The organism is Paraliomyxa miuraensis (assembly GCF_026337845.1).
Classification (GTDB): domain Bacteria; phylum Myxococcota_A; class Polyangia; order Nannocystales; family Nannocystaceae; genus Paraliomyxa; species Paraliomyxa miuraensis.
The window spans coordinates 705,916-729,324 of sequence record NZ_JAOVZF010000164.1; the positions used below are offsets into that span (position 1 = coordinate 705,916).

Sequence of the window (23,409 nt, forward strand, 5' to 3'; positions counted from 1 at the left end):
CCCGACCGAGCCCGGCTGCGTGCTCGCAACACCGCCCGCCCCACCCGGCACCCGGTCCCCCCGTACCGGGTTTTTGGCGGGACTCCAGCGCGAACGCGACGCCCGGTGGTGCTCGCAATCGTCCTGCGGTAGTCCGTGCATCGTGAAGCGGGGTCATCCAAGCATCGTGCAGCCCTGGGCGATGGTCGCCGTGCTCCTCACGGGGAGCTGCCGTGGCGATCACCCAACCACCAACCCGCCGTCGGTCGAGCCCTCGGTCGGGTCCACGCCCTCGGCCGCCGACCAACCGTGCCCTCCCTCGCTGCCCTCGAGCGCGCGATGCGGCACGGTCACGGTGTTCGAGAATCGCGACACCCGAGCGGGACGCACGATCGACCTCGCCTACGTGGTGCTGCCGGCCACCGGCGCCGCGCAGCCCGACCCCGTGTTCGTGCTGGCGGGCGGGCCAGGCCAGGCGGCAACGCAGCTGTTGGTGCTCGCCAAGAGCTCGCTGGCGGGGGTGAACCAGACGCGCGATCTCGTGTTCGTGGACCAGCGAGGCACGGGCGCATCCAACGGCCTGCGCTGCGACTCGGACACGCTCGAGGGGATCCTGCAAGGGCCCTGGGACGACGCCAATCACGAGGCGCTGGTGAAGTGCGGCCAGTCGCTGCCGGCCGACCTGGCCTGGTATGCCACGCCCGCTGCGATGGACGACCTCGACGACGTCCGCGTGGCCCTGGGCTACGAGCAGGTCAACGTGTGGGGCGGTTCGTATGGAACGCGCGCCGGCCTGGCGTACCTGCGGCAGCACGGCGAGCACGTACGCAGCGCGGTGCTGTGGGGCGTTGCGCCGCCCGGGCAGCCATACCTGCGCACCTTCGGTCCCCAGGGGCAAGCGGCGCTCGAGGCCCTCATGGCCGACTGCGCCACCTCCGAGCCCTGCCGCGCGCTGCTTCCCGATGGCCGAGCCACCATCGATCGCATCATGGCTCGCCTCGAGCAGGCTCCCGCCCGCGTGGCCGTGACCGATCCTCGCGATGGCAGCCAGACCACGATCGAGCTGACGGCGGGGATGTTCGCCGGAGGCCTGAGGCTGGCGCTCTACGATGCGAGCTGGTCCTCGCCGCTGCCGGCCATGCTCGCTGCCGCCGATCAGGGCCAGTTCGAGCCGCTCATGGGCCTGGTCACCCAGGTCGCGGTGGCGATCTCCCACCAGATCCACTTCGGCATGTTCATGGCGGTGACCTGCGCCGAGGACGTGCCCTTGTTGACCGAGGCAGACGTCGTGGCCGCCGATCGGACGTTCGTGGGCGGCGAGTTCCTGCGCAGCTTGCAGTCGAGCTGTGCGCAGTGGCCCACGGCCTCGCTGCCCGCTGACTACCTCGAGCCCGTGCAGAGCGACGTGCCGGTGCTGCTGATGGCCGGCGAGCTCGACCCGGTGACTCCACCCTCGACGTCCGAGCTCGCCGCGCGCACGCTGTCGCGCTCGCGGGTGGTGCCGTTTCCCGCCACCGGGCACGGCACGTCGAATGCGAGCGCGTGCGAAGAGCAGCTGGTGCGGAGCTTCATCGCCGATCCCGATCCGGCCCGCCTGGACGTTGGATGCACCAAGACCCTGCAGCGGCCCGGCTTCCTGATCCCCGACGGGGGGTGAGACCGAGCGTCGGAGCCTCGGTGCGGAGCGTGAGCCGTCGTATGCTCCCCGCGCGCTCGCCCGATGCCCGCCGCCGCTCCAATGGTCCACTACTACGTGCACGGTCGCGGCCGCGGCCACGCCACGCGCTCCCGCGCCGTGATCACGCGCTTGCAGCAGGCGGGCCTGCGGGTGGTCGCGTTCGCGGGCGAGAGCGCCGAGCCGCTGCTGTGCGAGCACGTGATCACGCACCCGGTGCGCTCGCTGCTGCCGGGCGACGGCCGGCATGCGCCGCGGGTGATCGCGAGCCGCGTGCGCGAGGCGGTCTCGCTCCTGCGCCGCGATCGCGCCGACCTGGTGATCTCCGACGGTGATCTCCCCGGCACGCTCGCCGCCCGCATCGCCGGGCGTCCCGGCATCGCGGTGGGCCACGGGCTGGTGTTCCACTGCTGCGAGCGGCCTTCCGAGGCACCGGCGGGCCCCTGGCGTCGCGAGGCCATCAAGGCGGCTGCGTCCACGCTCGGCGCGCAGCGCAAGATCGCGGTGAGCTTCGTGCCCCTGCCCGTGCGTCGCGGTCGGCTGGCGCGGCCCTGTCTCGAGCCCGCGCTGCACGCTGCGACCTCGCGCACGCCCGAAGGCCCGCTGGTGTGCTACTTCCGCGATGGCGCCCCTCGCCCCCTGCTCCGGCGCCTGGCCGCCCTCGAGCTCCCCGTGATCCTCTTCGCCGCCACCGACCCTGGCGTACCCGGCCTTCGGCACGAGCCCCCCGCGCGGGACCGCTTCGTGCGGGCGCTGTCGTCCGCCCGCGCGGTGGTGGCCACCGCGGGCAGCCAGCTCATCGGCGAGTGCGTGGCGCTGGGCGTGCCCATGCTGGCGCTGCACGATCCCCACGACGACGAGCAGGCGCTCAACGTGGTCATGCTGCGCGCGGCTGGCCTGGGCGACGGTGGTCCCTGGTCCGAGCTCGACGACACCCGCCTGCGCGCGTTCCTGGCCCGCTCGTCCGTGCCCGCCCCCGCCCCGGTCTGGGATGCCCCCGACGTGGCCACCGCGGTGCTCGAGGAGGCGCACGCCCTGCTCGGGCTCGATCGCCCGGGGGCACCGCGGCAGGCCCGAGGAGGTGAGCGGTGAGCGAGGCCACCACTCGCGGCACCCGCTTCACGCGGAAGCTCGCGGCCTTCATCGAGCGACGCGCGGGGCTCATCATGCTGCTCACGCTCGCGTTCGCGGTGGTGGCGGGCCTTTGCGCCAGCCAGCTGGGGATCGACCAGCGGCTGCGCAAGCTCCTGCCCGATCACTTTCCCTCGGTCGCGGGCACCGATCGCGTGACCAAGCGCCTGGGCAACCAAAGCGACATCTACGTGGGGATCCAAGGCCCCTCGCGCGAGGCCAACGTGGCGTTCGGCGAGGCGCTGGCCGCCGATCTACGCGGCCATCCCGATCTTCGCTGGGCGCTGTTCACCCGCGACTACGAGTTCTTCGAGCGCCATGCCCTGCTCTATGCCGGCGTCGACGATCTGCTCGATCTTCGGCAGCGGGTGATCGAGCGGGTCTTCGACGAGACCCGACGAAAGGCCTATGGCGACCTCTCGCTCGTCGACGACGAGCCCCCGGCCGAGGGCGCGGGCTCGTCCCCCGAAGGCGAGACCGACGAGCCCAACGCACTCGGGCTCGACGAGACCGAGCTGCGCGAGCGCTACGGCCTCGGCGAAGGCCGCTCGGCCCACTTCGAGACCGACGAGGGGCGGTTCCTGGTGCTCAAGGCGCGACCGATCGAGGAGAGCACCAACCTCGAGTTCGCTCGCCGGCTGCAGGACGACCTCCAGGCGCGCATCGACGCGCTGCAGCCCACGAGCTTCCACCCCGCGATGACCATCACCCTGCACGGCTCGTTCGTGCAGCACGGCGTGCGCGTCAAGCAGCTGCAGGGCGAGGTGGCCGCGGGCACGGCGGCCGCGGTGGCCGCCTTGCTGCTGAGCATCGCGGTGTACTTTCGCAGCGCACGGGCGGTGGTGCTGGTGCTGGGGCCGCTGTTCGTGGCCGGGGTGGGGGCCCTGGGCTTTGCGTGGCTCGTCTACGACGTGCTCAACCTGGTCTCCGCCTTCATCTTCGCCGTGCTGCTCGGGCTCGGGATCGACTTTGCGATCCACGTGCTGGCGCGCTACCGCGACGAGCGAGCGCGCGGACATCGTCGACCCACCGCGCTGGCGATCACGCTCGCGACCACCGGGCGCTCGACCCTGGGCGGAGGCCTGGGCACCGGCCTGGCCTTCGCGGCGCTGACCGTGGCCGACTTCCAGGGCTTTGCCCAGTTCGGCGTGGTGGCCTCGGCTGGCCTGGTGCTGGCGCTGTCGACCTCGATGGTGGTGATGCCCGCCGCGCTCGTGCTCAGCGAGCGCTGGCGGCCCTGGCCGCCCCCGGCCACGCGGACCCGAGCCGCCACGACCACGCCACGGCCTGGAAGCGGCGCCAGGACTATCGTCGTGGCCGCGGTAGGGATGCTGGCGGTGCTCGGCGTGGCCGCGGCGATCTACGCGGGGCTCCATGCGACCGAGCTCGAGTTCGAATACGACTTTCGGGCCATGGGCCCCAAGGACGCCGAAGCGGCCGAGAAGGCCGCCTATCACCAGGTGACCTATCGCGACGCGATCGGCACGGCGCTCACGGTCGCACCCGCGGTCGCGCTGACCGACAGCCGCGAGCAGGCACAGGCGGTGCACCAGCAGCTCACGGCCATCGGGGTCATGTACCCCGACGAGGCGGCGCTGCTCCAGCCGATCGACGCCCGCCGCGAGCCCAGCCTGGCCGACGCCGTCTCGCCCAAGTCGCTCGACCGACCGCCGCTGCCCCCGCCCGAGCCCGAGCCCGTTGCCGCACCCGAGCCCACGGCGCCTCCCGTGGCCGCCGGTGACGACTGGGATGCCGACCCCGAGGACTGGGTCGAGGGCGCGCCCAGGGTCGGGCCCAAGTCCGGAGGAGACGACTGGGACGCCGACCCCGAGGACTGGAACGAAGGCACGACGGCCGCGGCGGGAGGCATGCGCCAGCGTCCGCCCGATCTCGACGACCCGCGCTTCCTGGAGATCGCCCGCGCCGAAGCGGCCCGCACCATCCCCGACCCGAAGACCCTCGAGCAGCTGCGCGCCTACGATCCCGAGCGGCGCATGGCGATGTCGGATCGGCTGGGCGCCGTGACCTCCATCGATGCATTCGTGCCCGGACAGCAGGAGGTCAAGCTCGAGATCATCGCCGACATCCGCACGCGCATCGACGAGCAGCGCGGCGCCATGTCCAAGGCCACCCAGGGCGAGATCGACCAGTGGTACGCCAAGCTCGAGATCACCGAGCCGATCGATGCCGAGGATCTTCCGCGCTGGGTCCAGCAGCAGTTCGAGGATGCCGACGGCAACGTGGGCCGGTTCGTGATCGCCTGGACGCGCGGCAGCAAGGCCGACTACCTCGTGGCGCGCAAGATCTACGACGCCTTCCACACGCTGGAGACCCCACAGGGTCAGGTGCAGGTGGCGGCCGAGTTCTTCGTGCTGCCCGAGGTCTTCGAGGCGATCGAGCACGACGGGCCGCGGGTGCTGGTGCTGGCCTCGATCGCCATGCTGCTGACGGCCGCGCTGGTGTTCTCGGGCGGCCATCCCGGATCGTCGCCTTCGGCGCCGAGGGCCTTGCAAAGCCTGGGGAGCATGCTCGCGGTGGCGATGGTGGTGCTCGCCTCGATCCTGTGGCTGGTGGCCCTGATGCTCGCGCTCGGCTGGAGGCTCGATTTCTTCAACGTGATCGTGCTGCCGCTGCTCATCGGCATGGCGCAGGACGATGCGCTGCACATCTTCGAGCGCTGGCGCGAGGCCGGCCCGGGGCGGCTTGGCCTGGTGCTGCGCGAGACCGGCGGAGCCGTGTTCCTGACCACGCTGACCACCGTGTGTGGGTTCTCGGGGATCCTGTTCGCCAACCACCGCGGGCTACAGTCGATGGCCTGGTGTGCGGTCGCCGGGATGGGACTGGCCCTGGTGGCGGCGGTGGTCTTGTTGCCAGCGGTACTCTGGGTGGTGGATCGGGTGCGGTTGGCAAAGGATCGTCGCAATCGGTCCGTCGAGGGTCTACCCTAGCAGGATGCGGCCTGGCCTACTGTTGTTTGCGATGCTCGTCATGGCATGCACGCGCCCCAATACGGCCTACGATGACGCTCCAATGGGGGCGAGCAGCTCGGCCGGCTCGGCCGACACCGGTCGCACCAATGGTCCCGATGACGACGGTCCAATCACGACCATGGGAGGTCCGAGCACTGGCACGCCCGCCGACTCCACCAGCGCGAGTGCCTCCGCCACCGGCTCCGAAGACACGACCGGCCCCGACGTCGACTCCATGGGCGAGTGCATGAACCCCGGCGTCATCGTCGAGGTCGCGCCGATGGCCGATGCGTTCATCGAGACCGGAACCGGGGCGTGTGCGGGAATGACCAACTGCCAGGGGCTGAACTTCGGCAAGTCGCCCCAGGGGCGGATCCACGACGCCAAGGACGCGGATTTCCGCAGCTACCTGCTCATGAAGTTCGACCTCGGCGGGATGACCCTGCCGGGGGATCCGCTGGACGCCACGCTCACCATCTTCGTGGGCCACCCCGATGAGGTGGTGCTCCAGGTCCGCGAGGTCTTTCCCCTGGATTGGACCGACGGTGATGGAGCCGGCGCTCCCGTCATGCTGGGCGAGGCAACGTGGCTGGCATCTGCTCATCCCGTCGAATGGGCCGCGATGGAGGGTAAACCGGGCCCGTTCGACGTGATCCTCGATGGCACCGTTCCACTGGGCACGGAGACCGTACCCATGATGGGGCCCGGAGGATCCCATCCGGTGACGATCGAGCTGAGCTCCGACCTCATCGCCGACTGGAACGACGAGCCGGGAGTCATCCACCTCGCCCTCACGAAGATCGACGGCCAAGAGGCAATCGTATCCAGCGTCGATGGAATGGAGGCATTCGCGCCCAGCCTGATGATCAGCGGCTGCTCCTCGTAGCTCTCCGCGAGGGCGGGGACGGCCGCCGCCGGAGCCCCCGCCGCGGTGGCCGAGGATGGCGTCGGCCTGCTACGGTACACGATGCATGAGCACCGCGACCAAGCACGTCTGGAACAAGGCCGCGGGGCTCGCGACGCTCGACGACCTGCTCGCCATCCCCGAGACGCAGCGCTTCCACGAGCTCATCGAGGGCGTGTTGGTGGAGAAGGAGGCAGCCTCGGGCAAGCACGGCGAGGCGCAGCTCAGCCTGGGCATCCTGCTGCGGCCGTTTCGTCGCGGCGGGGCGGGTGGTCCGGGGGGCTGGCTCTTCGCATCGGAGGTCGAGGTCTGGTTCTCCGAGCGCACCACGTTGCGCCCCGACGTGGCCGGGTGGCGCCGCGAGCGACTGCCGGAGCTTCCGGCCGAGGTCCCGGTGCGGACGATCCCCGACTGGGTCTGCGAGATCCTCTCGACCAATCGCGCCAACGACCTCGTCAGGAAGAAGCGCATCTACCATCAGCACCGCATACCGCACTACTGGGTGATCGACCCCGAGGCGGAGATGCTCACCGTGTATCGCCATACCCCGGAAGGCTACCTGGAGGTGCTCGTCGCCGTGAGGGGCGAGACGGTGCATGCCGAGCCATTCGCGGCGCGCGAGCTCTCGGTTGGCGTCTTGTTCGGCGACGACGAGCCGGCATGATGGGCACGGGCCGGCGCTCGCTTCACTGCCAGCGCCGCCCGACCACCCGGTGTGCGAGCTTCCGCAGCCGCAGCCCCGCGCCCGCACGTCTCGCCCCGGGCGCTGGCACTCTCGCCCGCGCCTCGCGGTGCTCGACCATCAACCGCATCAACATCTCCACCCGGCTCAGGTACGTGTGCCTGCGCGCCACCTCGGCCATCAGCTCTTCGAGCGCCTGCTGCTGCGGATCGGCCTCCAGCACCGCGAGCGCCGCATCGAGCATCTGCCCTGGCGTCCGCCCCAGCGCCACGCCCTCGCCGAGCAGCGTCTTCACGGTCGCGTTGTTGGTGACCGGCGGCGCCCCGTAGCTGATGTTCTTGTAGATCCGGCACGGCACGTAATTGCCCCGCTCGTCGGGATTGGGAAGCTGCGCCTTGCCCTGGAAGGCAGGCGCCACCAGGGCCTCGCGAACGAGTCGCACGTTGTCGTCGTGAGACACCGAGCCATCGGTCGACACCACCATGGGGTGATCGGGCCAGCGCACGTCCGTCATCACGCGCCCGTGGTGCACGAAGCGAAGCCCCCGCTCCACCGCCGCCTGCGCCAGCGCGGCCAGGTCGTCGGCGTTGTTGCGCCACGCCGAGCCCACGAACACCACCTCGCCCGGTGGTCGCCGCGGCCCTGCGGCGACCACCAGCTCCCGGTTGTGCGCGATCTCGTCGGGCAGCAGATCGGTCCCCCAGGTGATCCGCGCCACCCCCCGCGCGGGCGACCAGGTGTGCACGGGCACCTCGCCGTCCACCGGCCGCGCATCGGGATCGTCGTGCCCGCGAAACACCTCGTAGAACAATGCCCGACCGCTGGCCACGTGCTCGGCGTAGTCGGCGGTCGAGGTGCGACCGGGATGGTGGTCGTGCATCACGTAGCAGGCCCCGGGCACGATCGGCAGCGTGTAGTCCACGCGATCGACGTTGACGTTGCCCCACACCACCGCCTGCTCGAGCGCCTCGAACGGCAGGGGATTGCGGTTGTCGGCCCAGCACAGCGACACGTCGGGGCGATCCCGAAGGATGTGGATCCACGCGCGCTCGATCGCCCACATCACCCAGTGGTGGGTGTGGGATCGCCCGCGATAGCCATGGAGCACCACGCGACGACACCCGAGCGCATCGAGGTGCTCGAGCGTCCGCTCCACCAGGGGCGTGGGATCGACCCAGCGCTGCTCACCGCTCGCGCTCGTCACGGGGTCGTGCCTCTGGTCACCGGGCTCGTCATGCCTCTGGGGGCGTCGTACGCCGGAAGAAGCGCAGGCGCAACCAGCCTCCGGCCTCGCGCAGATCATCCGCGGTCACCGTACCCGTGACCCTCCCCACCACCACGAAGCCCACCACCACCAGCACCGCCTCGAGCCCCAGTGCCAGCGCGGGATGCAGATCGAGCCCGAGCTTGAGCGCCCACGCCGGCAGCGAGCCCACCAGCGCCACCAACGCGATGCGCAGCCAGCCGAGCCACGGAAACGTGCGCCACGGCGAGGTCCCCGTGGCCCGACCGATGAAGTAGCCGTAGACGAGGATGGTGGGCACGAACGCGAGCATGGTGCCGAGGGCCGGACCCTCGAACCCGATGAGCAGCGCCAGCGGCACGCTGATGACGAGGTTGCTGAGCAGGGTGAACATCGCCGCCAGCAGCACCAGGCGAGGCCGACCCGCCGCGAGGATCAGCGCCCCGAACGGGGTGATGCGCAGCGCGGTGTAGACCACGTAGCAGCGGAACACCTGCGCGGCCACCACGTAGTCCTCGCGAAAGCCGACGCTCATGAACTCCTCGGCGCCCACGAAGAACGCGGCACAGATCGGCACCGAGACCAGCGCGCCCTTGAGCGACGATGCGCGCCAGATCTCCACCACCTCGGCGCCCCGCCCCGCGTTGAGCAGCCGGACGAAGCGCGGCATGTAGACCTGGCCCATGGTGTAGGCGATCGACACGACCGGCAGCTGCCACGCGCCCGCGGTGTACTCGGCGAACGCCTCGCCCGACATCAGCAGCAGCACGAGGTAGCGGTCGATCTGGGCGTTGAGCACGGTCACCAGCTCGGTGATCCCCAGCGGGAAGCTGAAGCGGATCATCGCGCCCACGCTCGGGTCGGGGGATCGAGGCTGGGTGCCCCGATACAGCCGGTGGATGATCCACGCCATCCCGAGCAGCTGAACCGCGCCGTAGATCGTCAGGCCCGTGATGATCTCCTGCACGCCGCCGCCGAGGCTGGCCGGCAGGACCTGGGCGATCGTCATGCCCAGCGATCGCAGCACCCCGAACAGCGCCGCCCCGCGAGCGTGCTTCTCGGCGATGAGCAGGTTCGGGAACACCCGCGAGGCCACGTCGAGCACGGCAAACCAGGCAAAGTAGCGCAGCGCCGACAGCTCGAGCGGATCGGCGGCAGCCCCGCTGGCCCACGCTCCGAGCTCGCCCAGCAGGTCCTGTCCGCCGGCCCCGATCGCATACATCACCGCGCCCACCAACAGGCCCAGCACGAACACCGTGCCCATCAGCCGCCGCGCCACCACGGCTCGAGCATCGCGCTCTCGATCGGCGAGGTAGTAGAGCACCGCAGCCGGAAAGCCGGCCGTGAGCGCCGACCCGAGCGTGCCGTAGATCAGCCAAAGGCCCCCCACCGCGCCGAACTCGGCCTTCCCCAGGAGCTTGGCGATCACGAACGGCACCAGCGCGACCGCGGCGGTGGCGGTCATCTTGGCGAACACCAGCACCTGGGTGTCGCGGGCCTCGCTCGACGCCGTGCTCACCGCTCCGCCACCACGTCCGTCAGCAATCGGGCCAGCGCCCGCGTGGTGCTCGGCGCCGCGTAGGTCGAGACCGCCGCCTCGTCGCGCGGGCCGTGCTCGCGCGCCAGCAGGCGCCGCAGGGCCCGCGCCGTGGCCGAGGGGTCATCGCCCATGACCGACAGGCCCGTGCCCGTGCGCTCCACGATGCGGCCGACCTCCTGCGCCCGTCCCACCGCGAGGATCGGCGCGCCGCTGAGCAGATAGTCGAACAGCTTGGCCGGGATGAACATCTCCTCGTCGCCATAGCCGACCAGCAGCTGCACGTCGGCCCCGGCCAGCAGCGCGAGGCCATCGGCCAGCGGCAGGAACGGCTGCACGTCCAGGCGAACCCCGAGCCGCTCGGCCAGCGCCACGTCCTCGGCGTCGGGCTTGCCGAGGTTGAGCACGCGGATCGAGTCGAGCGACTCGCCATGCTCGTCGCGCAGCGTCGCCAGTCCCCGCAGCACGCCATCGAGGCGGCGCTTGCCGTAGCAATTGCCGAAGTGGACCAGCACCCGCTCGGAGCCCTCTGGCGCGTCGCCTCGCGAGGTCGCAACAGGAGCCTGATCGGGATCGAACGCATTGGTGATGGTGCACAGCCGCGAGGCCAGCTCGGGGTAGAGCGCCTGGTAGGCCGCGGTGGTGGCGGGCGCGGTGAAGGTGACGCGCGCGGCGGCGGCCAGGCAGCGGCGCTCCACGCTGCACTCCACCCGGCGTACCCAGCCCGCCTTGTGCTCCTGCAGGAAATTGGGCGTCCACGGATCGCGCAGGTCGAGCACCAGCGGCAGCCCGTGGCGCGCGGCCGCCAGCCGGCCCAGCACCAGCGTCCAGTAGGGGCTCGACGTGGCCATGAGCACATCGGGACGGTAGCGCTCCACCAGGGTCGTGAGCCGACGCAGCAGCAGGGGCATGAGCACGAGCTCCTCCGCCACCGGCATCGTGAGCCCTCGCCGCAGCCGACCCAGCGACCCCGGGGGCTTCATGCCGTGCCCCGGGGTGATGTCCGCGCCGACCACCAGACGACGGCGCGGCTCGGGCCACCAGCGCGGGATCAAGGTGCGATCGACCACGACCGACTCGGGCAGCGCAATCGGGGTGCGATCGTGCGGCACCTCATCGGGATGCGCGCCGGTCCACACGATCGGCCGCCAGCCGTGGTCGGGCAGATACCGTGCAAAGCGAAACGCCCGCTTGCCGCCGATCTGGAACGCGGGCGGGAACCACCGAGAGACCAAGAGCACCGTCCTCGTGGGCGATCCGGAGGCTCCGGACGACGCGCCGCTGCGCCCATGGGTCATGGTCCCGCCATAGTGCGTGCGGAGGCCGCAGCTTGCAAAGGCCGCGACCCGCGGCGGCCGGCGCCGTGGCTTGACCCGCGCCCGGCCGTCACCAACAATCCCGCCCCCAGGCGCACCGTGCTCCAAGGGCACGTCACGCCCAGCCTGGAAGGCGCTCCCCTTGAACGACGACGGACGCTACCGGACCTACCGCGGCAACATCCTCCAGCGCCTGGGAGTGCAGCGGCCCACCCCCGAGCTGGCGGGCCCGCCCGACATGCCGGTGTGGATGCACCCGATCGAGTTCTCGCAGGTCCGCGCGGTGCTCCATGCCGTCTCGCCCAAGGCCATGGTCGAGTGGGGCAGCGGCGGCAGCAGCCGCGCCTGGCTCGAGGCGCTCCCCGACCTCGAGCTGCTGTTCTCGGTCGAGCACGACGAGACGTGGGCGCAGAAGGTGCGGGAGTCGATCACCGATCCTCGCTTTCGCCTCGAGCTACGTCCACCGCCGGCCGACCTGCCCGAGCCGGTGCACATCCCCCGCAACCACGAGACCGGCCAGCGCCACGAAGCCTGGTGCCTGAAGCTCGAGCACGAGCCCGAGCACATGCGTCACTACGTCGATGCGCCCGAGGAGGCCGGGGTGCCGTTCGACGTGGCGCTGGTCGACGGGCGCGCGCGGATCCACTGCCTGCGCAAGGCGTTCCAGCTGCTGCGCCCGGGCGGGGTGGTGGTGCTGCACGACGCCCAGCGGCCGGTCTACCAGCCGACCCTCCAGGATCTCGGTCGACCGCTGATGCTCGAGCCATGGGTGCAGGGCCAGGTCTGCGTGCTGCGCACGCCCGACGCGTGAGGCACCGATGTCCGACGAGCCGCTGCTGACCGTGATCATCCCCCTGCGCAACCGGGGAGGCCATCGCGTGGACAACTGCCTGCGCTCGCTTCGCTGGCAGGACCTGCCCGCCGAGCGGGTGGAGGTGCTCGTCAGCGACTTCGGCTCCGATGCCGCGCATCGCAAGCAGCTCGAGCCGATGGTGCGGGAGCACGACGTGCGGGTGGTGTTCCACGAGACCCGCGAGATCTGGAACCGGGCGCGCGCGCTCAACATCGGGATCCGAGCCGCGCGCGGGCGCTACGTGATGTGCACCGATGCCGACATGATCTTCGCGCCGAGCTTCCTGTCGACCGTGGTGGAGGCGCAGCAAGAGGCCGACGACGCCGCACTGGTGGTGTGCCAGTGCCGCGATCTGCCCTCCACCGTCGAGGAGCGGGCGTATGCGCGGGAGGACTTCCCGACGCTGCTGCAGGCCTCGGACTACCGCGAGCGCCTGGGCACCGGCGCCTGCCAGATGGCGCTGCGCGGGATGTTCCACACCCTGCGGGGCTTCGACGAGGGCTACAAGTTCTGGGGCCTCGAGGACACCGACATGACCTTCCGCGCGCAGCGACACGGCCTGCGGCTCGCGTGGGTGCACCCGCGCACGGCCATGCTGCACCAGTGGCACCCGACCGATCGCGGCAAGCGGCCGCTGCGAAAGTTCGTCAACGACGCGCGCTTCCACCTGACCAAGTACGTGCGGCGCAAGAACCCCGGCGGGTGGGGCGGGCAGACCGCGTGAGACGCGCTCCTGGCGGCCGTCCCCGCGGGTTTGTCGCTTGCGCCGATCGGTGGTTGTAGGCTGTGCCGGACGTCGGCCTGGACGTTTTCCGGGCCCCTCGCACGTCCCTGGAGCGCACGTGAGACGCCTCGACTGCACCTCTGCCCCCCTTCGCGTGGCCTCGATTGGCCTGTTCTCGAGCTGTCTGGCCCTGTCGGCCGCCTGCTCGCCCCGGCCCGACACGGCAACGCAGAACGAGCCTCCCACCGGGGCCTCGGAGGCCGTGGCCGATCCCGAGCCGGCCAAGGCCGCCGCCCAGCCGGCTGCCCTGGCCAAGGCCGATGCGGTCGAGGACGACGACGTCGTCGCGATCGAGGACGAGCCCGAGCCCGTGGTCGATCCGCTGGGCCCGGTGTCCGACGAGATCCGCGAGCGCTTCAGCAACCTGCCGCGTGATCCCAAGCCCGACGAGCTGATTCGCAACTCGCACTACTGGATCTCCAACGAGCTGAACCAGGACCTGTGGCACGAGCACATCGCCGAGCTGGGCGGGGCGTACCTGGGGGTGGGCACCGACCAGAACTACCTGCTGGCGGCATGGGCCAAGTCGGACTTCATGGTGGTGGTCGACTTCGACGCCGCGATCGCCGACCTCCACCAGGTGTACCTGCTGTTCTTCGACGAGGCCGAGACCTACGAGGACTTCTTCCAGCGCTGGTCGCCCGAGCGCGAGGAGGAGGGGCTCGCGCTGATCGACGAGAAGCTGGGCGAGCGGCCCGATCACAAGAACATCCGCAAGTCCTACAAGATCGCGCGTCAGCTGGTGTGGGCACGGCTCCGCAAGGTCCGCAAGATCTACCCCGAGCGGGGCATCGCCACGTTCGTGAGCGACCAGGCGCAGTACGACCACATCCGCAAGCTCACGCGAAGCGGCCGGGTGTATGCGCTGCGCGGGGACTTCACCGCCAACGAGACGATGGTTGCGGTGGGCAAGGCGATGAACGAGTCGGGGCTCTCGTTCAACGTGATCTACCTGAGCAACGTGGAGCAGTACGTGGACTACACGCCACAGTGGCGCCGCAACTTCATCGGGCTGCCGGTGGGCGAGAAGAGCGTGGTGGTGCGAACGCTCGGCTGGGGAGCATTCGGGTTCGCGCCCGACGAGGAGTACCACTACAACGTGCAGCCGGCTCCCAAATTCCAGGAGTGGCTGGCGACCAGTCGCGTGACCAACCTGCCGCGGATGCTGCACTTCCGCACCAAGACCGACGTGCAAGGACTGTCGCTGCTCGATGGCGAGGTCAAGCCGTCGAAGAACCCGCCAGTCGTTGCCGAGTGAGCCGTTGGTGATGGCGTGGCGTCGCACGTTGCTGGGGAGCGTGGTGGTGCTGGGGTGCTCGGGCTCCCCGGCGGGCACGGCCAGCAGCCCCGAGTCGGCCGAAGGGGCACCGCCGGGTGCTGCGTCGGCTGACGCGGCCAACCATGAGGCCAACCAGGAGGACGGCCACGAGGACGGCAGCCAGGAAGTCGGTGGCGAGGGCGAGCGAGCGGACGGCGGCCGGGTCGGGGCGACGGACGAGGTGGAGGCGCTCGCCGACGCGGCGGACGAGCTGCCGATCACCGGTCCGTGGGCGCCCCCGGGAGACGGCGACTCCACGTGGCTCGAGGACGCACTCCGCTCGCACCGCGACATCGCCCGGCTGATGAAGGACCCGACCCGCTACCGCTTCCAGGTGCTGGTCACGGTGCTCTCGCCCAAGGGCGCCCCCAGCCCGAAGGCGATCGAGCATCGCTACCGGGTCGACGTGGAGTACGTCTATCCCGCATCGGCGATCAAGACGTTCGCCTCCGTGGCCGCGCTGCGCAGGCTCGACGCGCTGCGCCAAGAGGGGCACGCGGTTGGGCTGGACACGCCGCTGGCCTACTGCGAGGGCAACGGCCGGCGCAAGCGCTGCAAGACCACCGACGGGTCGAACCTCGAGGGCGGCACGATCACGCTGGGGCACGAGATCCGCAAGATGCAGCTCGTGTCGAACAACGTGTCGTTCAACCGGCTCTACGAGTTCGTGGGGCACCGCGAGATCAACGAGGACATGTGGTCACTGGGCTTTGGCAGCCTGCGGATCCACCACCGCATGTACGGCGTGCAGGATCCCCTGGTGCAGCGCACCACGCCCGAGGTGCAGCTGCGGCCCCTCGAGGGCGAGCGAGTGGTGGTTCCCGCCCGGGTGAGCGAGCTGAAGCTGCCGCCCACCGAGGCCACCGACATGAAGATCGGGGTGGGCTACATCGACGACGAGCTACGGGCCCGGGTGGACGAACCGCTGGACTTCTCGGGCAAGAACTACGTGTCGATCCGCGATCTGCACCGGCTGACGCTGGCCCTCAATCGCCCCGAGCTGCCGGGGGTGCCCGACCTCGGCCTGCTCGCATCCGATCGCGAATTCCTGCTGCGCGCGATGGTCGAGGACCCGCTGGCGAGCACCAATCCCGTGTACACCGATCCCCACGACTCGGGGCTGCGCTACCACGCCATGATCAACGGGATGACCCGCGTGATGCCGCTTGCCCGCATCTACTACGCCGGCAAGGCCGGTCGCGCGTATGGGTTCCTGCTCGACAATGCCTACGTGGAGGACACCGAGTCGGGACGAGCGATGGCGGTGACGCTCGTGGCCTACGCCAACGACAACGGCGTGCTCAACGACAACAAGTACGAGTACGACGAAGTGACCCGACCGCTGGTGAAGGCGATGGGCGAGGTGCTCGCTCGCGCGGTGCTGCTGGGTGAAGGAACGTAGGGCCGACGCGGGCTGGGCATGGCCGGCGGCGCTGCGACCGGCGGGCCGCGTGCGATCTTCGAGTCGCAGGCAAGAGGCGCTCACGCAGGAGTGGTGGCGCGCTGCAGTCGATCGCGAACGGCGTGCCAGGCGGGCTCGTCGGGCGGCATGACCACGAGGATCCGGGTCGCGTGCTGGGCGTCGCAGGCACGCAGGGTGGCGTAGAGCGAGCGTGCGGCGAGCTGCGGGGTTGGCAGCGCGACGAGCCGCGCGGGCACTCGTGGAGCGGGGCGGTGCTCGCCGATCACGATCACCACGTCGTCCGGGCCGACCGCCAGCGGGACGAGCTCGCTCGGTGCGTGCACGCGCACGGTGGGCGCCCGGGGGGCGTAGTGACGCGGCCGCAGTCCGGGGCTGCGGGCGGGGCCGTGTGAGGGTGCGGCCTCGATCGTTCGACCGAGACGTGCTCCCAGCTGCTCGACCGATACGGGCCCGGGTCGCAGCAAGCGGGGCACCTGCTCGCACACATCGATCACGGTCGACTCGATGCCCACGTCGGTCGGTCCGCTGTCGAGCACGAGGTCGATGCGGCCGTCGAGATCGGCGAGCACGTGCTCGGCCGTCGTGGGCGAGACGTGCTCGGAGCGGTTGGCGCTGGGCGCTGCGAGCGGGCGATCGGCGGCGGCGATGAGGCCCCGCGCAACGGCGGGAGCGGGCACGCGCAGGCCCACGGTGGACAGGCCGGCGGTGACGAGCGCGGAGATCGAGGCAGCCTTGGGCAGCACGAGGGTGAGCGGTCCGGGCCACAGCTCGGCCAGGCGCGCGGCATGGTCGGGCCAGGCGGCGGCATGGCGCCGGGCCATGGCCTCGTCGGCCACGTGCACGATGAGCGGGTTGTCGGAGGGCCGGCCCTTGGCGGTGAAGATCGCCCGCACCGCATCGGGGTTGGTGGCGTCGGCACCCAGGCCATAGACGGTCTCGGTGGCAAACGCCACGAGGCCACCGCGGCGCACGACCGCGGCGGCCTCGGCCAGCACGGCGGGATCGGGCGCGTCGCGGTCGACGGCGAGGGTGCGGGTGCGGGGCCGAGACATGGGTGGGGCGGCGGGGAGGGTAGCCAAAGAGCGTGGTCGTGCCCACGGCGTGCAGTGCGGCGTTCGCCGCACGATCGGTCGCGCCGGCCGGGTGTAAGATCGCGGCGCGTGGTGCGATTTGCTCCCGTGGCCCGTCCCTTGCGCCCGGCGTCGAGGCTCGTGCTCTGCCGGCTCGGGCTCGGGCTCGGGCTCGGGCTCGGGCTCGGACTCGGGCTCGGCTGCGGGCGAACGCCGCTCGACGTGTTCGAGCGCGACGCCATCGAGGCCGAGCTCGACGACGACGACGAGGTCCCCGACATGGTGGTCGGCGGCTGCCCCAAGGTCGACTACCTGTTCGTCATCGACGACTCGGCGAGCATGCTGATCCACCAGCAGCGCCTGGTGGAGAGCTTCGAGGTGTTCATCGACGGCGTCGAGCGCTCGCAGATCATGCTGGAGAGCGTGCACGTGGGGGTGGTCTCCACCGACGTCTACGCGGGCAACATCGGCTCCGAGCACGACGACTCGTGCCATGCCCTGGGCGGGCTCATCACCACCACCGCGGGCTACAATTCGAGCGAGACCGCGTGCGGCCCCTATGCCGAGGGACACCGCTACATGACCGAGCTCGACGAACTCGAGGCCGTGTTTCCCTGCGCGGCGCAGGTCGGCACGGCCGGCAGCACCGAGGAGCGCCCGCTCGAGGCGCTGACCTCGGCGGTGGTCGATCTGAGCGGGCCCGGCCAGTGCAACGAGGGCTTCATCCGCGACGATGCGCTCCTGGTCGTAGTGATCGTGACCGACGAGGACGATCCGGGGCCGGTGGACTTTCGCTACGACCGCCTGGTGGAAGCCAAGGGCGGCCACGAGGACAACGTGGTGATGGTGGGGCTGATCAACGAGCTGGGCACGAGCTGCCCGCTGACGGGACACACCCGCGAGGCGCCGCTGCTCACCGACTTCATCGGGATGTTCTCGCACAGCTTCATCGCGCCCATATGCGACGACTACTCGGTGGCGTTCCAGCAGGCGGTGTCGGTGGTCGAGGCGGCCTGCCAGGACGCATGATGGCCGGTGCGATGGACCGGCCTGCCCGAGGAGGCGGCCCGGCCCGCGCGTGAGGCCGAGAGTCGACGTCAGGCGGCCTGCGTCGCGTCCGCCTGCACGCTCGCCCCGCCTGGCCTACCCTTGCCCTGCCCGCCGATGATCGCCGCCCGCCTCGCTCCCCTTCGCCCGTCCCCGCGCCTGCGCTTGCACGCGCTGGCCGTGCTCGCCGCAACCCTGCTCGCCTGTCGTCACTCGGCCGACGCCGACACGGTTCCTCCGGATGAACCGAGCGGCTCGACTCCCGCCATCGCCGAGCCGCCCGCTGCCGATCCCACCATCGACGCGGCCCGCATGTTCGACGATCTCGAGTACCTCTCGAGCGATGCCCTTCGCGGTCGCTACACCTTCAGCGAAGAACTCGGCGTCGCGGCCGACTACCTGATCGAGCAGTACCGTGCCCTGGGACTTCGGCCGGTGGGCGAGGACCATCGCGTCGCCTTCCAGGCCGAGGACCGCTTCAACCCCACCATCAGCGACGACGTCGTCGTGTGGGTCGAGCACACCAAGGACGGCAGCCGCCAGGTCGCGGGCGATCGCCTCGTCACCCTCGCCAATGGCGGCGGCAAGCCGGCCTACGCCGACGCCGTGGGCATCGGCCCCCTCGCCACCGCCAAGGCCAACGCAGTGCGCGGCAAGGTCGTCGTCGCTCCCGCTCCGCCACCCGATCGCCTCGTCGACGCCGTGACTGCGTTCGCCAAGCACGGCCCCGCGGGGCTCGTGCTCATCGGCGAGGGCGACCCCGCGCTGCTCAACGCGGCCCGCGAGCCCCTCGCCGCGCTCGAGCTCCCGATCGCCTGGCTCTCCCCCGCCGACGCCAAGACGTGGATGGGCATCGAGACCCCCAAGCTCAGGGTCCCCGCGGGCACCCGCATGTCGATGTCGGCCAAGCACGAGAACCCCAAGCGCGACTCGTTCAACGTGCTGGCCGTGCTGCCGGGGTCCGAGCACCCCGAGGAGATCGTGATGCTCGGCGCCCACTACGATCACATCGGCAGCTCCGACACCAGCATGATGTGCCGTGCCAAGGACGGCGACACCATCTGCAATGGCGCCGACGACAACGGCAGCGGCACCGCCATGGTCCTCGGGGTCGCTCGCGCGATGGTCAAGGCCAACTACCGCCCCGCTCGCACGATCGTGTTCGCCCACTTCGCAGGCGAGGAGCTGGGCCTGCTCGGCTCCGAGGCCCTCGCCGACGCGCCCCCCAAGGCCGCTCCCTTCGCGGGCGGCAAGATCGTCGCGATGATCAACCTCGACATGGTGGGACGCCTGGGCAAGGACGGTCTGGCCATCGGCGGGGTGGGCTCGAGCGACGCCTGGATGCCCTTGTTGGAAGAGGTCGGCACCCGCGAGCTGCCCATCGTCTACGAGCGAGCCATCAACTCTCGCAGCGATCACGCCAGCTTCTATCGCAAGAAGGTCCCGGTGCTGTTCTTCTTCACCGGCCTGCACGACGACTACCACAAGCCCGCCGATCACTTCGATCGCATCAACCGCGAAGGCATGGCCTCCATCGCCCAGCTCGTGGCCGACCTCACCCGCAAGGTGGCCGATGGCGCCGCCGTGCCCTACGCCCCGCCGCGCAACGACGACGAGGGCGTGGTCTCGCGGATGCCCGGCACCGACGAGTCTTCGGTCGAGAAGCGCAGCATCACCCCGCCTGCGCCCGCTGCGACCGAGCGCAGCAAACCGAAGATCGAGTAAGCTCGCCGCTCATGAGCGACGATCAGGAGCAACCCAAGCCTCCGTCCCGTGGGCTGCGCTCGGTGGGCGACGCCCTCGGTGGCTGGGCGCGGCGCGTGGGCGAGCTGGTGGCCGAGGTCTCCGGGGCACCCACGGTGCCCGACGAGCTCCGCGAGCCGCTGCAGCAGGCCCGCTCGCTGCGACTGTCCGGGGAGCTCTCGCAGGCGCAGGCGATCCTTCGCGCCCAGGTGGAAGCCCACCCCAACCAGCCCCACCTGCGCTATGCGCTGGGCCTGACGTTCGTCCACGACCTCGTCACCGGCGGTCGCCCCCTGCGACCGCTGGCCGACGTGATCGCGGCGCTGCAAGACGACGCGCTCGGCTCGGCCCCGCGTCAGCTGCTGCAGGGCGCCCACGACCTCTACGAGGGCCGCCCCGAGCCCGCACTCGATGCGCTGCGGCGTGCGACCCAGCACCTCTCCGACGTGCCCAAGCGCGACGCCCAGGAGACCCGTCTGCTCGTCCACCTGCTGACCGGGCTCGCCCAGCTGCGACGCGGCCACCAGGATCGAGCCCTGCGCGAGCTGCAAAAGGCCCGCACGCAGCTGCCGGCCGAGCTCGGCGCCCCGCTCCGACACGTGCTGCTGCGCCACGGCGTCGGCTTGCTGCTCGCCGCCGACCAGGCCGCCGAGGCCGAGGGCTGGGTGGACGATGCCCAGGAGCACGACTCGCACGACTCACTGGCTCGCGAGCTGCGGGTCCGGGTGCTCGCCACCAAGGGTGACGTCGACGGCGCTCAGGCCATGGTCGAAGCGCTCGACGACGACCCCGGCCACGACGAGACCCGCTTGTGGGTGGGTCTGACGGTGGGCCTGCACGATGATGGTGGCGACGATCTGGCCACGATCGCGCTGCGACACCTCCAGGCCGCACCCGCCGATCCCGAGCACCGCCGCCGCTGGGCCCTGGCCGAGCTGACTCGCCGACGGGCCGAGGGACGCGAGCTGACCGCCGACGAGGGCTCGCTGCGACGCGACGTGGTGCAGGCCCTGTCCGACGCAGCTCAGGCCGCTCCGGTCGCCATTCGCGATCGCTACCTCCAAGAACTCGCCCACGTGGCACTGCGCCTGGACTGGTTTCCCCCTCCGGTGCGCGACCCGATCCTCGATCGCCTGCGTCGCGAGGAGGGCACCGGCCCAGAGGAGCTGCGCCTCGTTCGAGCCCGGCACCGCATTGCGTCCGGCGATCGCTCCCACGAAGACTTCCAGCCCGGCATGCCGCCCCGGTTCCGTGCCGATCCCGATCTCGGTGGCCCCGCCGGTCCGGACCCGTGCAGTCCCTTGCGCGATCCCGATCTACGCAACGCGGTGCTCGCCAGCCAGCGAGCCCTCGCCGCGGCCGAGCGCTGTCGGCTCGAGGGGCAGGCCGAGCTCGCGCAGGACCTCCTGGTCGAGGCCCTCATCGAGGCGCCCGGCCTCCCCAGGGCGCGCCGCATGCTCGCCGAGCTCGTCCAGGGCGACACGGGAACCCGCCTCGAAGACCAGCTCACGGCCGCCACGACCCTGCTGGCCGGCGTGCCCAATCGGATCCTCGGGATCTCCCTGGCCGGAGTGCAGACCGCGATGGCCCAGGTCGTGGCGGCCCGCGAGCGACTGGCCCGACCGCTCACCATCGCGATCATGGGCGAGTTCTCGGCCGGCAAGAGCACCTTCGTCAACGCGCTGCTCGGCCAGACGGTCGCCCCCATGGGCGTGCTGCCCACCACCAGCACGATCAACGTGTTTCGCCGCGGCACCGGCACGGGTGCTCGCGTGCACTACCGCGATGGTCGCATCGCCACCCTCGCACCCACCGACGTCGAGCCGTTCCTCCATGGCCTCGACGACTCCGAGGCCGCCCGCATCCGCCACGTGGAGATCGAGCGCACGGGCGGCCGCATGGGCGAGGCCTCGGTCGTCGACACTCCTGGCCTCAACGCCCTCGATGCCTTCCACGAGCAGGTGGCCCGCGAATTCCTCGACGAGGCCGATGCGGTGGTGTGGCTGTTCTCCGCCACGCGCAGCGGGGCCGCCACCGAGGCCGGCATGCTCCAGAGCCTCCGCGCCGGAGGGCGCCAGGTGCTGGGCGTGCTCAACAAGGTCGACACCCTCGACGACTCCGAGAAGACCGAGCTCGCCGACTACCTGCGCAAGCAGCTGGGCGAGGTGCTGGTCGAGGTCGTGCCGCTGTGCGCCCGCGATGCGCTCGAGTACCGAGCGACCACCCTGCCCGCCAAGGCGGGGTCGGCAGAGCGCAAGGGCAACGATCCCTTCGCGGCGGTCGAGGCCGCGCTCGAGCGCCACTTCTTGCAGCGCGCGCGCGAGCTCAAGCGAAGCCTCACCGCGCGCCGCCTCGGCGAGGCCCTGGTCGGCGCCCGCGAGGCCGTGGTCGCAGCCATCGATGCACTCGAGCACCGAGCCGACGCCACCTTGCAGGGCATGCAGGGCGAGCGGGTGGCCGCCCATCCGCTGCTGCTCCGCTTCGGCGACGCGCTCGAGGAGCAGCTGTTGGGCATCGACGATCTGCTCACCCGCGAGGGCCTGAGCCTCGGGGTGCTGGTGGCCGGCAAGGGCCGCGCCAAGGGTCCGCTCGATCCGCAGGACGTCGAGTATCTCGCCTCGTCGTTTCGCGAGGCCGGCATGGCCGCGCTGCGCCGCGCCCTGGCTCCGCTGGGCCGCGAAGATCCGGCGGCGGCCCACGTGCTCGACGAGCAGCTCGTGCCGTGGGTGCAAGGCCACGTGGAGGGGCTGGTCCACGCGGGCTTCATCGAGGCGTTGCTGCGCGAGCAGGGCGACAAGATCTCCGAGGGCGAGGCTGCGATGCGGGCGGGCTTTCGCGAGGGCCTGCGCCCCGTGGCTCGGGCCTGGGCCGGCCGTGCGCGACAGCTGGCCCGCGAGGTCGAGCGCGCGCGCGCGCGCCTGGATCGCGAGGCCAGCAGCGCCCCGCGGGCCGAGGCGCTGCGCCTGCGCAGTGCGGTGCTCACCGCGATCGATGCGCTCGCCCAGGGCGTGCACCAGGGCGAAGGCGAGGGCGCAGCGTGAGCTCACCCCCTCGTGAGCGCCGCTCGTCCCGCTCGTCCTCCATGCCCGGGCTCGTCTTCGGGGCCGACGAAGCGGGTCGCGGACCGATCCTCGGCCCCATGGTGATCGCGGTGATCGGGATCGATCCCGACACCGCCGATCGCCTGCAAGCACTCGGCGTCGACGACAGCAAGCGCTTCGGCAGCGACGCCGAGGGCCGCCAGCGCCGCGAAGAGCTCGCCCAGCAGATCCTCGGGCTCGTGCCCGCCTGCCGCGTGCGTCGGGTCGAGGTGGAGCAGATCGATCACTACACCTTTCGCGGACAGCTCAACGCCCTCGAGCGCAAGGTCGTGCTCGAGCTGCTCGATGCGCTCGGGGCCACTCGCAACGCCCAGGTGATCTGCGACGGCGCCCGCCTGTTCGCTCCCCTGCGGGCTCACTTCCCTCGTCTCGAGGCCATCGACAAGGGCGAGTCGGCTCACGTGGCGGTTGCCGCCGCATCGATCGTCGCCAAGGACGCCCGCGATCGTGCCTTCGGGGTGATCGCCGAGCGCTACGCCGCGGAGTTCGGCCCGCTGCGCGGAGGCGGCTATCCCAACGCGGCCACGCAGCGGTTCCTCGACGCCTACGAGCAGCGCTACGGCACCCTGCCGCCCGAGGCACGACGCAGCTGGGGCGCCGACAAGAGCGCCAACCTCTCGCTGTTCTGATCGCT

The 23,409-nt window shown here is 71.1% G+C and carries 17 protein-coding genes; 13 read left to right on the forward strand and 4 right to left on the reverse strand.

The genetic code is table 11. The features are described from left to right. The first annotated feature begins 142 nt into the window (after positions 1-142). The 5 genes from OEB96_RS45995 (at position 143) to OEB96_RS46015 (ending at position 7,322) form a co-directional block, all read left to right on the forward strand. Positions 143-1,636: an alpha/beta hydrolase gene (locus OEB96_RS45995; RefSeq protein WP_266223375.1), complete on the forward strand. Its 1,494-nt coding sequence runs from the start codon at positions 143-145 to the stop codon at positions 1,634-1,636. Positions 1,637-1,699: 63 nt separating this feature from the next. Then, positions 1,700-2,746 (forward strand): glycosyltransferase family protein, encoded by a 1,047-nt coding sequence (locus OEB96_RS46000; RefSeq protein WP_266223376.1) that lies wholly within the window; start codon positions 1,700-1,702, stop codon positions 2,744-2,746. Next, on the forward strand, positions 2,743-5,733 hold the full coding sequence (locus tag OEB96_RS46005) for an MMPL family transporter (protein ID WP_266223377.1): 2,991 nt from the start codon (positions 2,743-2,745) through the stop codon (positions 5,731-5,733). The genes OEB96_RS46000 and OEB96_RS46005 overlap by 4 nt, the downstream gene beginning before the upstream one ends. Before the next feature lie 82 nt (positions 5,734-5,815). Next, positions 5,816-6,640: a hypothetical protein gene (locus OEB96_RS46010; protein WP_266223378.1), complete on the forward strand. Its 825-nt coding sequence runs from the start codon at positions 5,816-5,818 to the stop codon at positions 6,638-6,640. 85 nt (positions 6,641-6,725) lie between these two features. Next, positions 6,726-7,322, forward strand: coding sequence for a Uma2 family endonuclease (locus OEB96_RS46015; RefSeq protein WP_266223379.1), 597 nt, complete (start codon positions 6,726-6,728; stop codon positions 7,320-7,322). 22 nt (positions 7,323-7,344) lie between these two features. Here the strand turns inward: OEB96_RS46015 and OEB96_RS46020 are convergent, their stop codons facing one another. Genes OEB96_RS46020 through OEB96_RS46030 form a run of 3 tightly spaced genes read right to left on the reverse strand, consistent with a single transcriptional unit; the run spans position 7,345 to position 11,418 of the window. Next, complete coding sequence (locus OEB96_RS46020) at positions 7,345-8,544, reverse strand: hypothetical protein (protein WP_266223380.1); 1,200 nt, start codon at positions 8,542-8,544, stop codon at positions 7,345-7,347. A 28-nt stretch (positions 8,545-8,572) separates the two neighbouring features. Continuing rightward, the gene (locus OEB96_RS46025) at positions 8,573-10,102 is read right to left on the reverse strand and encodes a lipopolysaccharide biosynthesis protein (protein ID WP_266223381.1); all 1,530 of its coding nucleotides are present in this window, start codon (positions 10,100-10,102) and stop codon (positions 8,573-8,575) included. Beyond that, positions 10,099-11,418, reverse strand: a complete 1,320-nt coding sequence (locus tag OEB96_RS46030) for a glycosyltransferase (protein WP_266223382.1) — start codon at positions 11,416-11,418, stop codon at positions 10,099-10,101. The genes OEB96_RS46025 and OEB96_RS46030 overlap by 4 nt, the downstream gene beginning before the upstream one ends. A 160-nt stretch (positions 11,419-11,578) precedes the next feature. On the opposite strand from OEB96_RS46030, the gene OEB96_RS46035 reads away from it, so the two are divergent. The 4 genes from OEB96_RS46035 to OEB96_RS46050 all read left to right on the forward strand — a co-directional run bounded on the left by OEB96_RS46035 (position 11,579) and on the right by OEB96_RS46050 (position 15,793). Then, entirely contained in the window at positions 11,579-12,247 is a 669-nt protein-coding gene (locus tag OEB96_RS46035) for a class I SAM-dependent methyltransferase (RefSeq protein ID WP_266223383.1), read from the forward strand. Positions 12,248-12,254: 7 nt separating this feature from the next. After that, the gene (locus OEB96_RS46040; protein ID WP_266223384.1) at positions 12,255-13,013 is read left to right on the forward strand and encodes a glycosyltransferase family 2 protein; all 759 of its coding nucleotides are present in this window, start codon (positions 12,255-12,257) and stop codon (positions 13,011-13,013) included. Positions 13,014-13,131: 118 nt separating this feature from the next. Continuing rightward, positions 13,132-14,331: an LIC_10091 family protein gene (locus OEB96_RS46045; RefSeq protein ID WP_266223385.1), complete on the forward strand. Its 1,200-nt coding sequence runs from the start codon at positions 13,132-13,134 to the stop codon at positions 14,329-14,331. A gap of 10 nt (positions 14,332-14,341) precedes the next feature. Further along, the gene (locus OEB96_RS46050) at positions 14,342-15,793 is read left to right on the forward strand and encodes a serine hydrolase (RefSeq protein WP_266223386.1); all 1,452 of its coding nucleotides are present in this window, start codon (positions 14,342-14,344) and stop codon (positions 15,791-15,793) included. Between the two features lie 80 nt (positions 15,794-15,873). Here the strand turns inward: OEB96_RS46050 and OEB96_RS46055 are convergent, their stop codons facing one another. Further along, on the reverse strand, positions 15,874-16,866 hold the full coding sequence (locus OEB96_RS46055) for an L-threonylcarbamoyladenylate synthase (RefSeq protein WP_266223387.1): 993 nt from the start codon (positions 16,864-16,866) through the stop codon (positions 15,874-15,876). A gap of 159 nt (positions 16,867-17,025) precedes the next feature. Between OEB96_RS46055 and OEB96_RS46060 the strand changes: the two genes are divergently transcribed. From OEB96_RS46060 to OEB96_RS46075, 4 genes are read left to right on the forward strand one after another with little or no spacing between them, the layout of a single operon-like run. Further along, positions 17,026-17,913, forward strand: a complete 888-nt coding sequence (locus OEB96_RS46060; protein WP_266223388.1) for a hypothetical protein — start codon at positions 17,026-17,028, stop codon at positions 17,911-17,913. 6 nt (positions 17,914-17,919) lie between these two features. Beyond that, positions 17,920-19,656: a M28 family metallopeptidase gene (locus OEB96_RS46065; RefSeq protein ID WP_266223389.1), complete on the forward strand. Its 1,737-nt coding sequence runs from the start codon at positions 17,920-17,922 to the stop codon at positions 19,654-19,656. An 11-nt stretch (positions 19,657-19,667) separates the two neighbouring features. Continuing rightward, positions 19,668-22,715: a dynamin family protein gene (locus OEB96_RS46070; RefSeq protein WP_266223390.1), complete on the forward strand. Its 3,048-nt coding sequence runs from the start codon at positions 19,668-19,670 to the stop codon at positions 22,713-22,715. Between the two features lie 41 nt (positions 22,716-22,756). Further along, positions 22,757-23,404, forward strand: a complete 648-nt coding sequence (locus tag OEB96_RS46075; protein ID WP_266223391.1) for a ribonuclease H family protein — start codon at positions 22,757-22,759, stop codon at positions 23,402-23,404. Positions 23,405-23,409: the final 5 nt, after the last annotated feature.

Bases quoted from the DNA above. Each gene is read 5' to 3' on its own strand.
- OEB96_RS46000 (WP_266223376.1), top strand. From the start codon at position 1,700: ATGCCCGCCGCCGCTCCAATGGTCCACTACTACGTGCACGGTCGCGGC.
- OEB96_RS46010 (WP_266223378.1), top strand. From the start codon at position 5,816: ATGGGGGCGAGCAGCTCGGCCGGCTCGGCCGACACCGGTCGCACCAAT.
- OEB96_RS46015 (WP_266223379.1), top strand. From the start codon at position 6,726: ATGAGCACCGCGACCAAGCACGTCTGGAACAAGGCCGCGGGGCTCGCG.
- OEB96_RS46030 (WP_266223382.1), bottom strand. From the start codon at position 11,418: ATGACCCATGGGCGCAGCGGCGCGTCGTCCGGAGCCTCCGGATCGCCC.
- OEB96_RS46040 (WP_266223384.1), top strand. From the start codon at position 12,255: ATGTCCGACGAGCCGCTGCTGACCGTGATCATCCCCCTGCGCAACCGG.
- OEB96_RS46050 (WP_266223386.1), top strand. From the start codon at position 14,342: ATGGCGTGGCGTCGCACGTTGCTGGGGAGCGTGGTGGTGCTGGGGTGC.
- OEB96_RS46055 (WP_266223387.1), bottom strand. From the start codon at position 16,866: ATGTCTCGGCCCCGCACCCGCACCCTCGCCGTCGACCGCGACGCGCCC.
- OEB96_RS46070 (WP_266223390.1), top strand. From the start codon at position 19,668: ATGAGCGACGATCAGGAGCAACCCAAGCCTCCGTCCCGTGGGCTGCGC.
- OEB96_RS46075 (WP_266223391.1), top strand. From the start codon at position 22,757: ATGCCCGGGCTCGTCTTCGGGGCCGACGAAGCGGGTCGCGGACCGATC.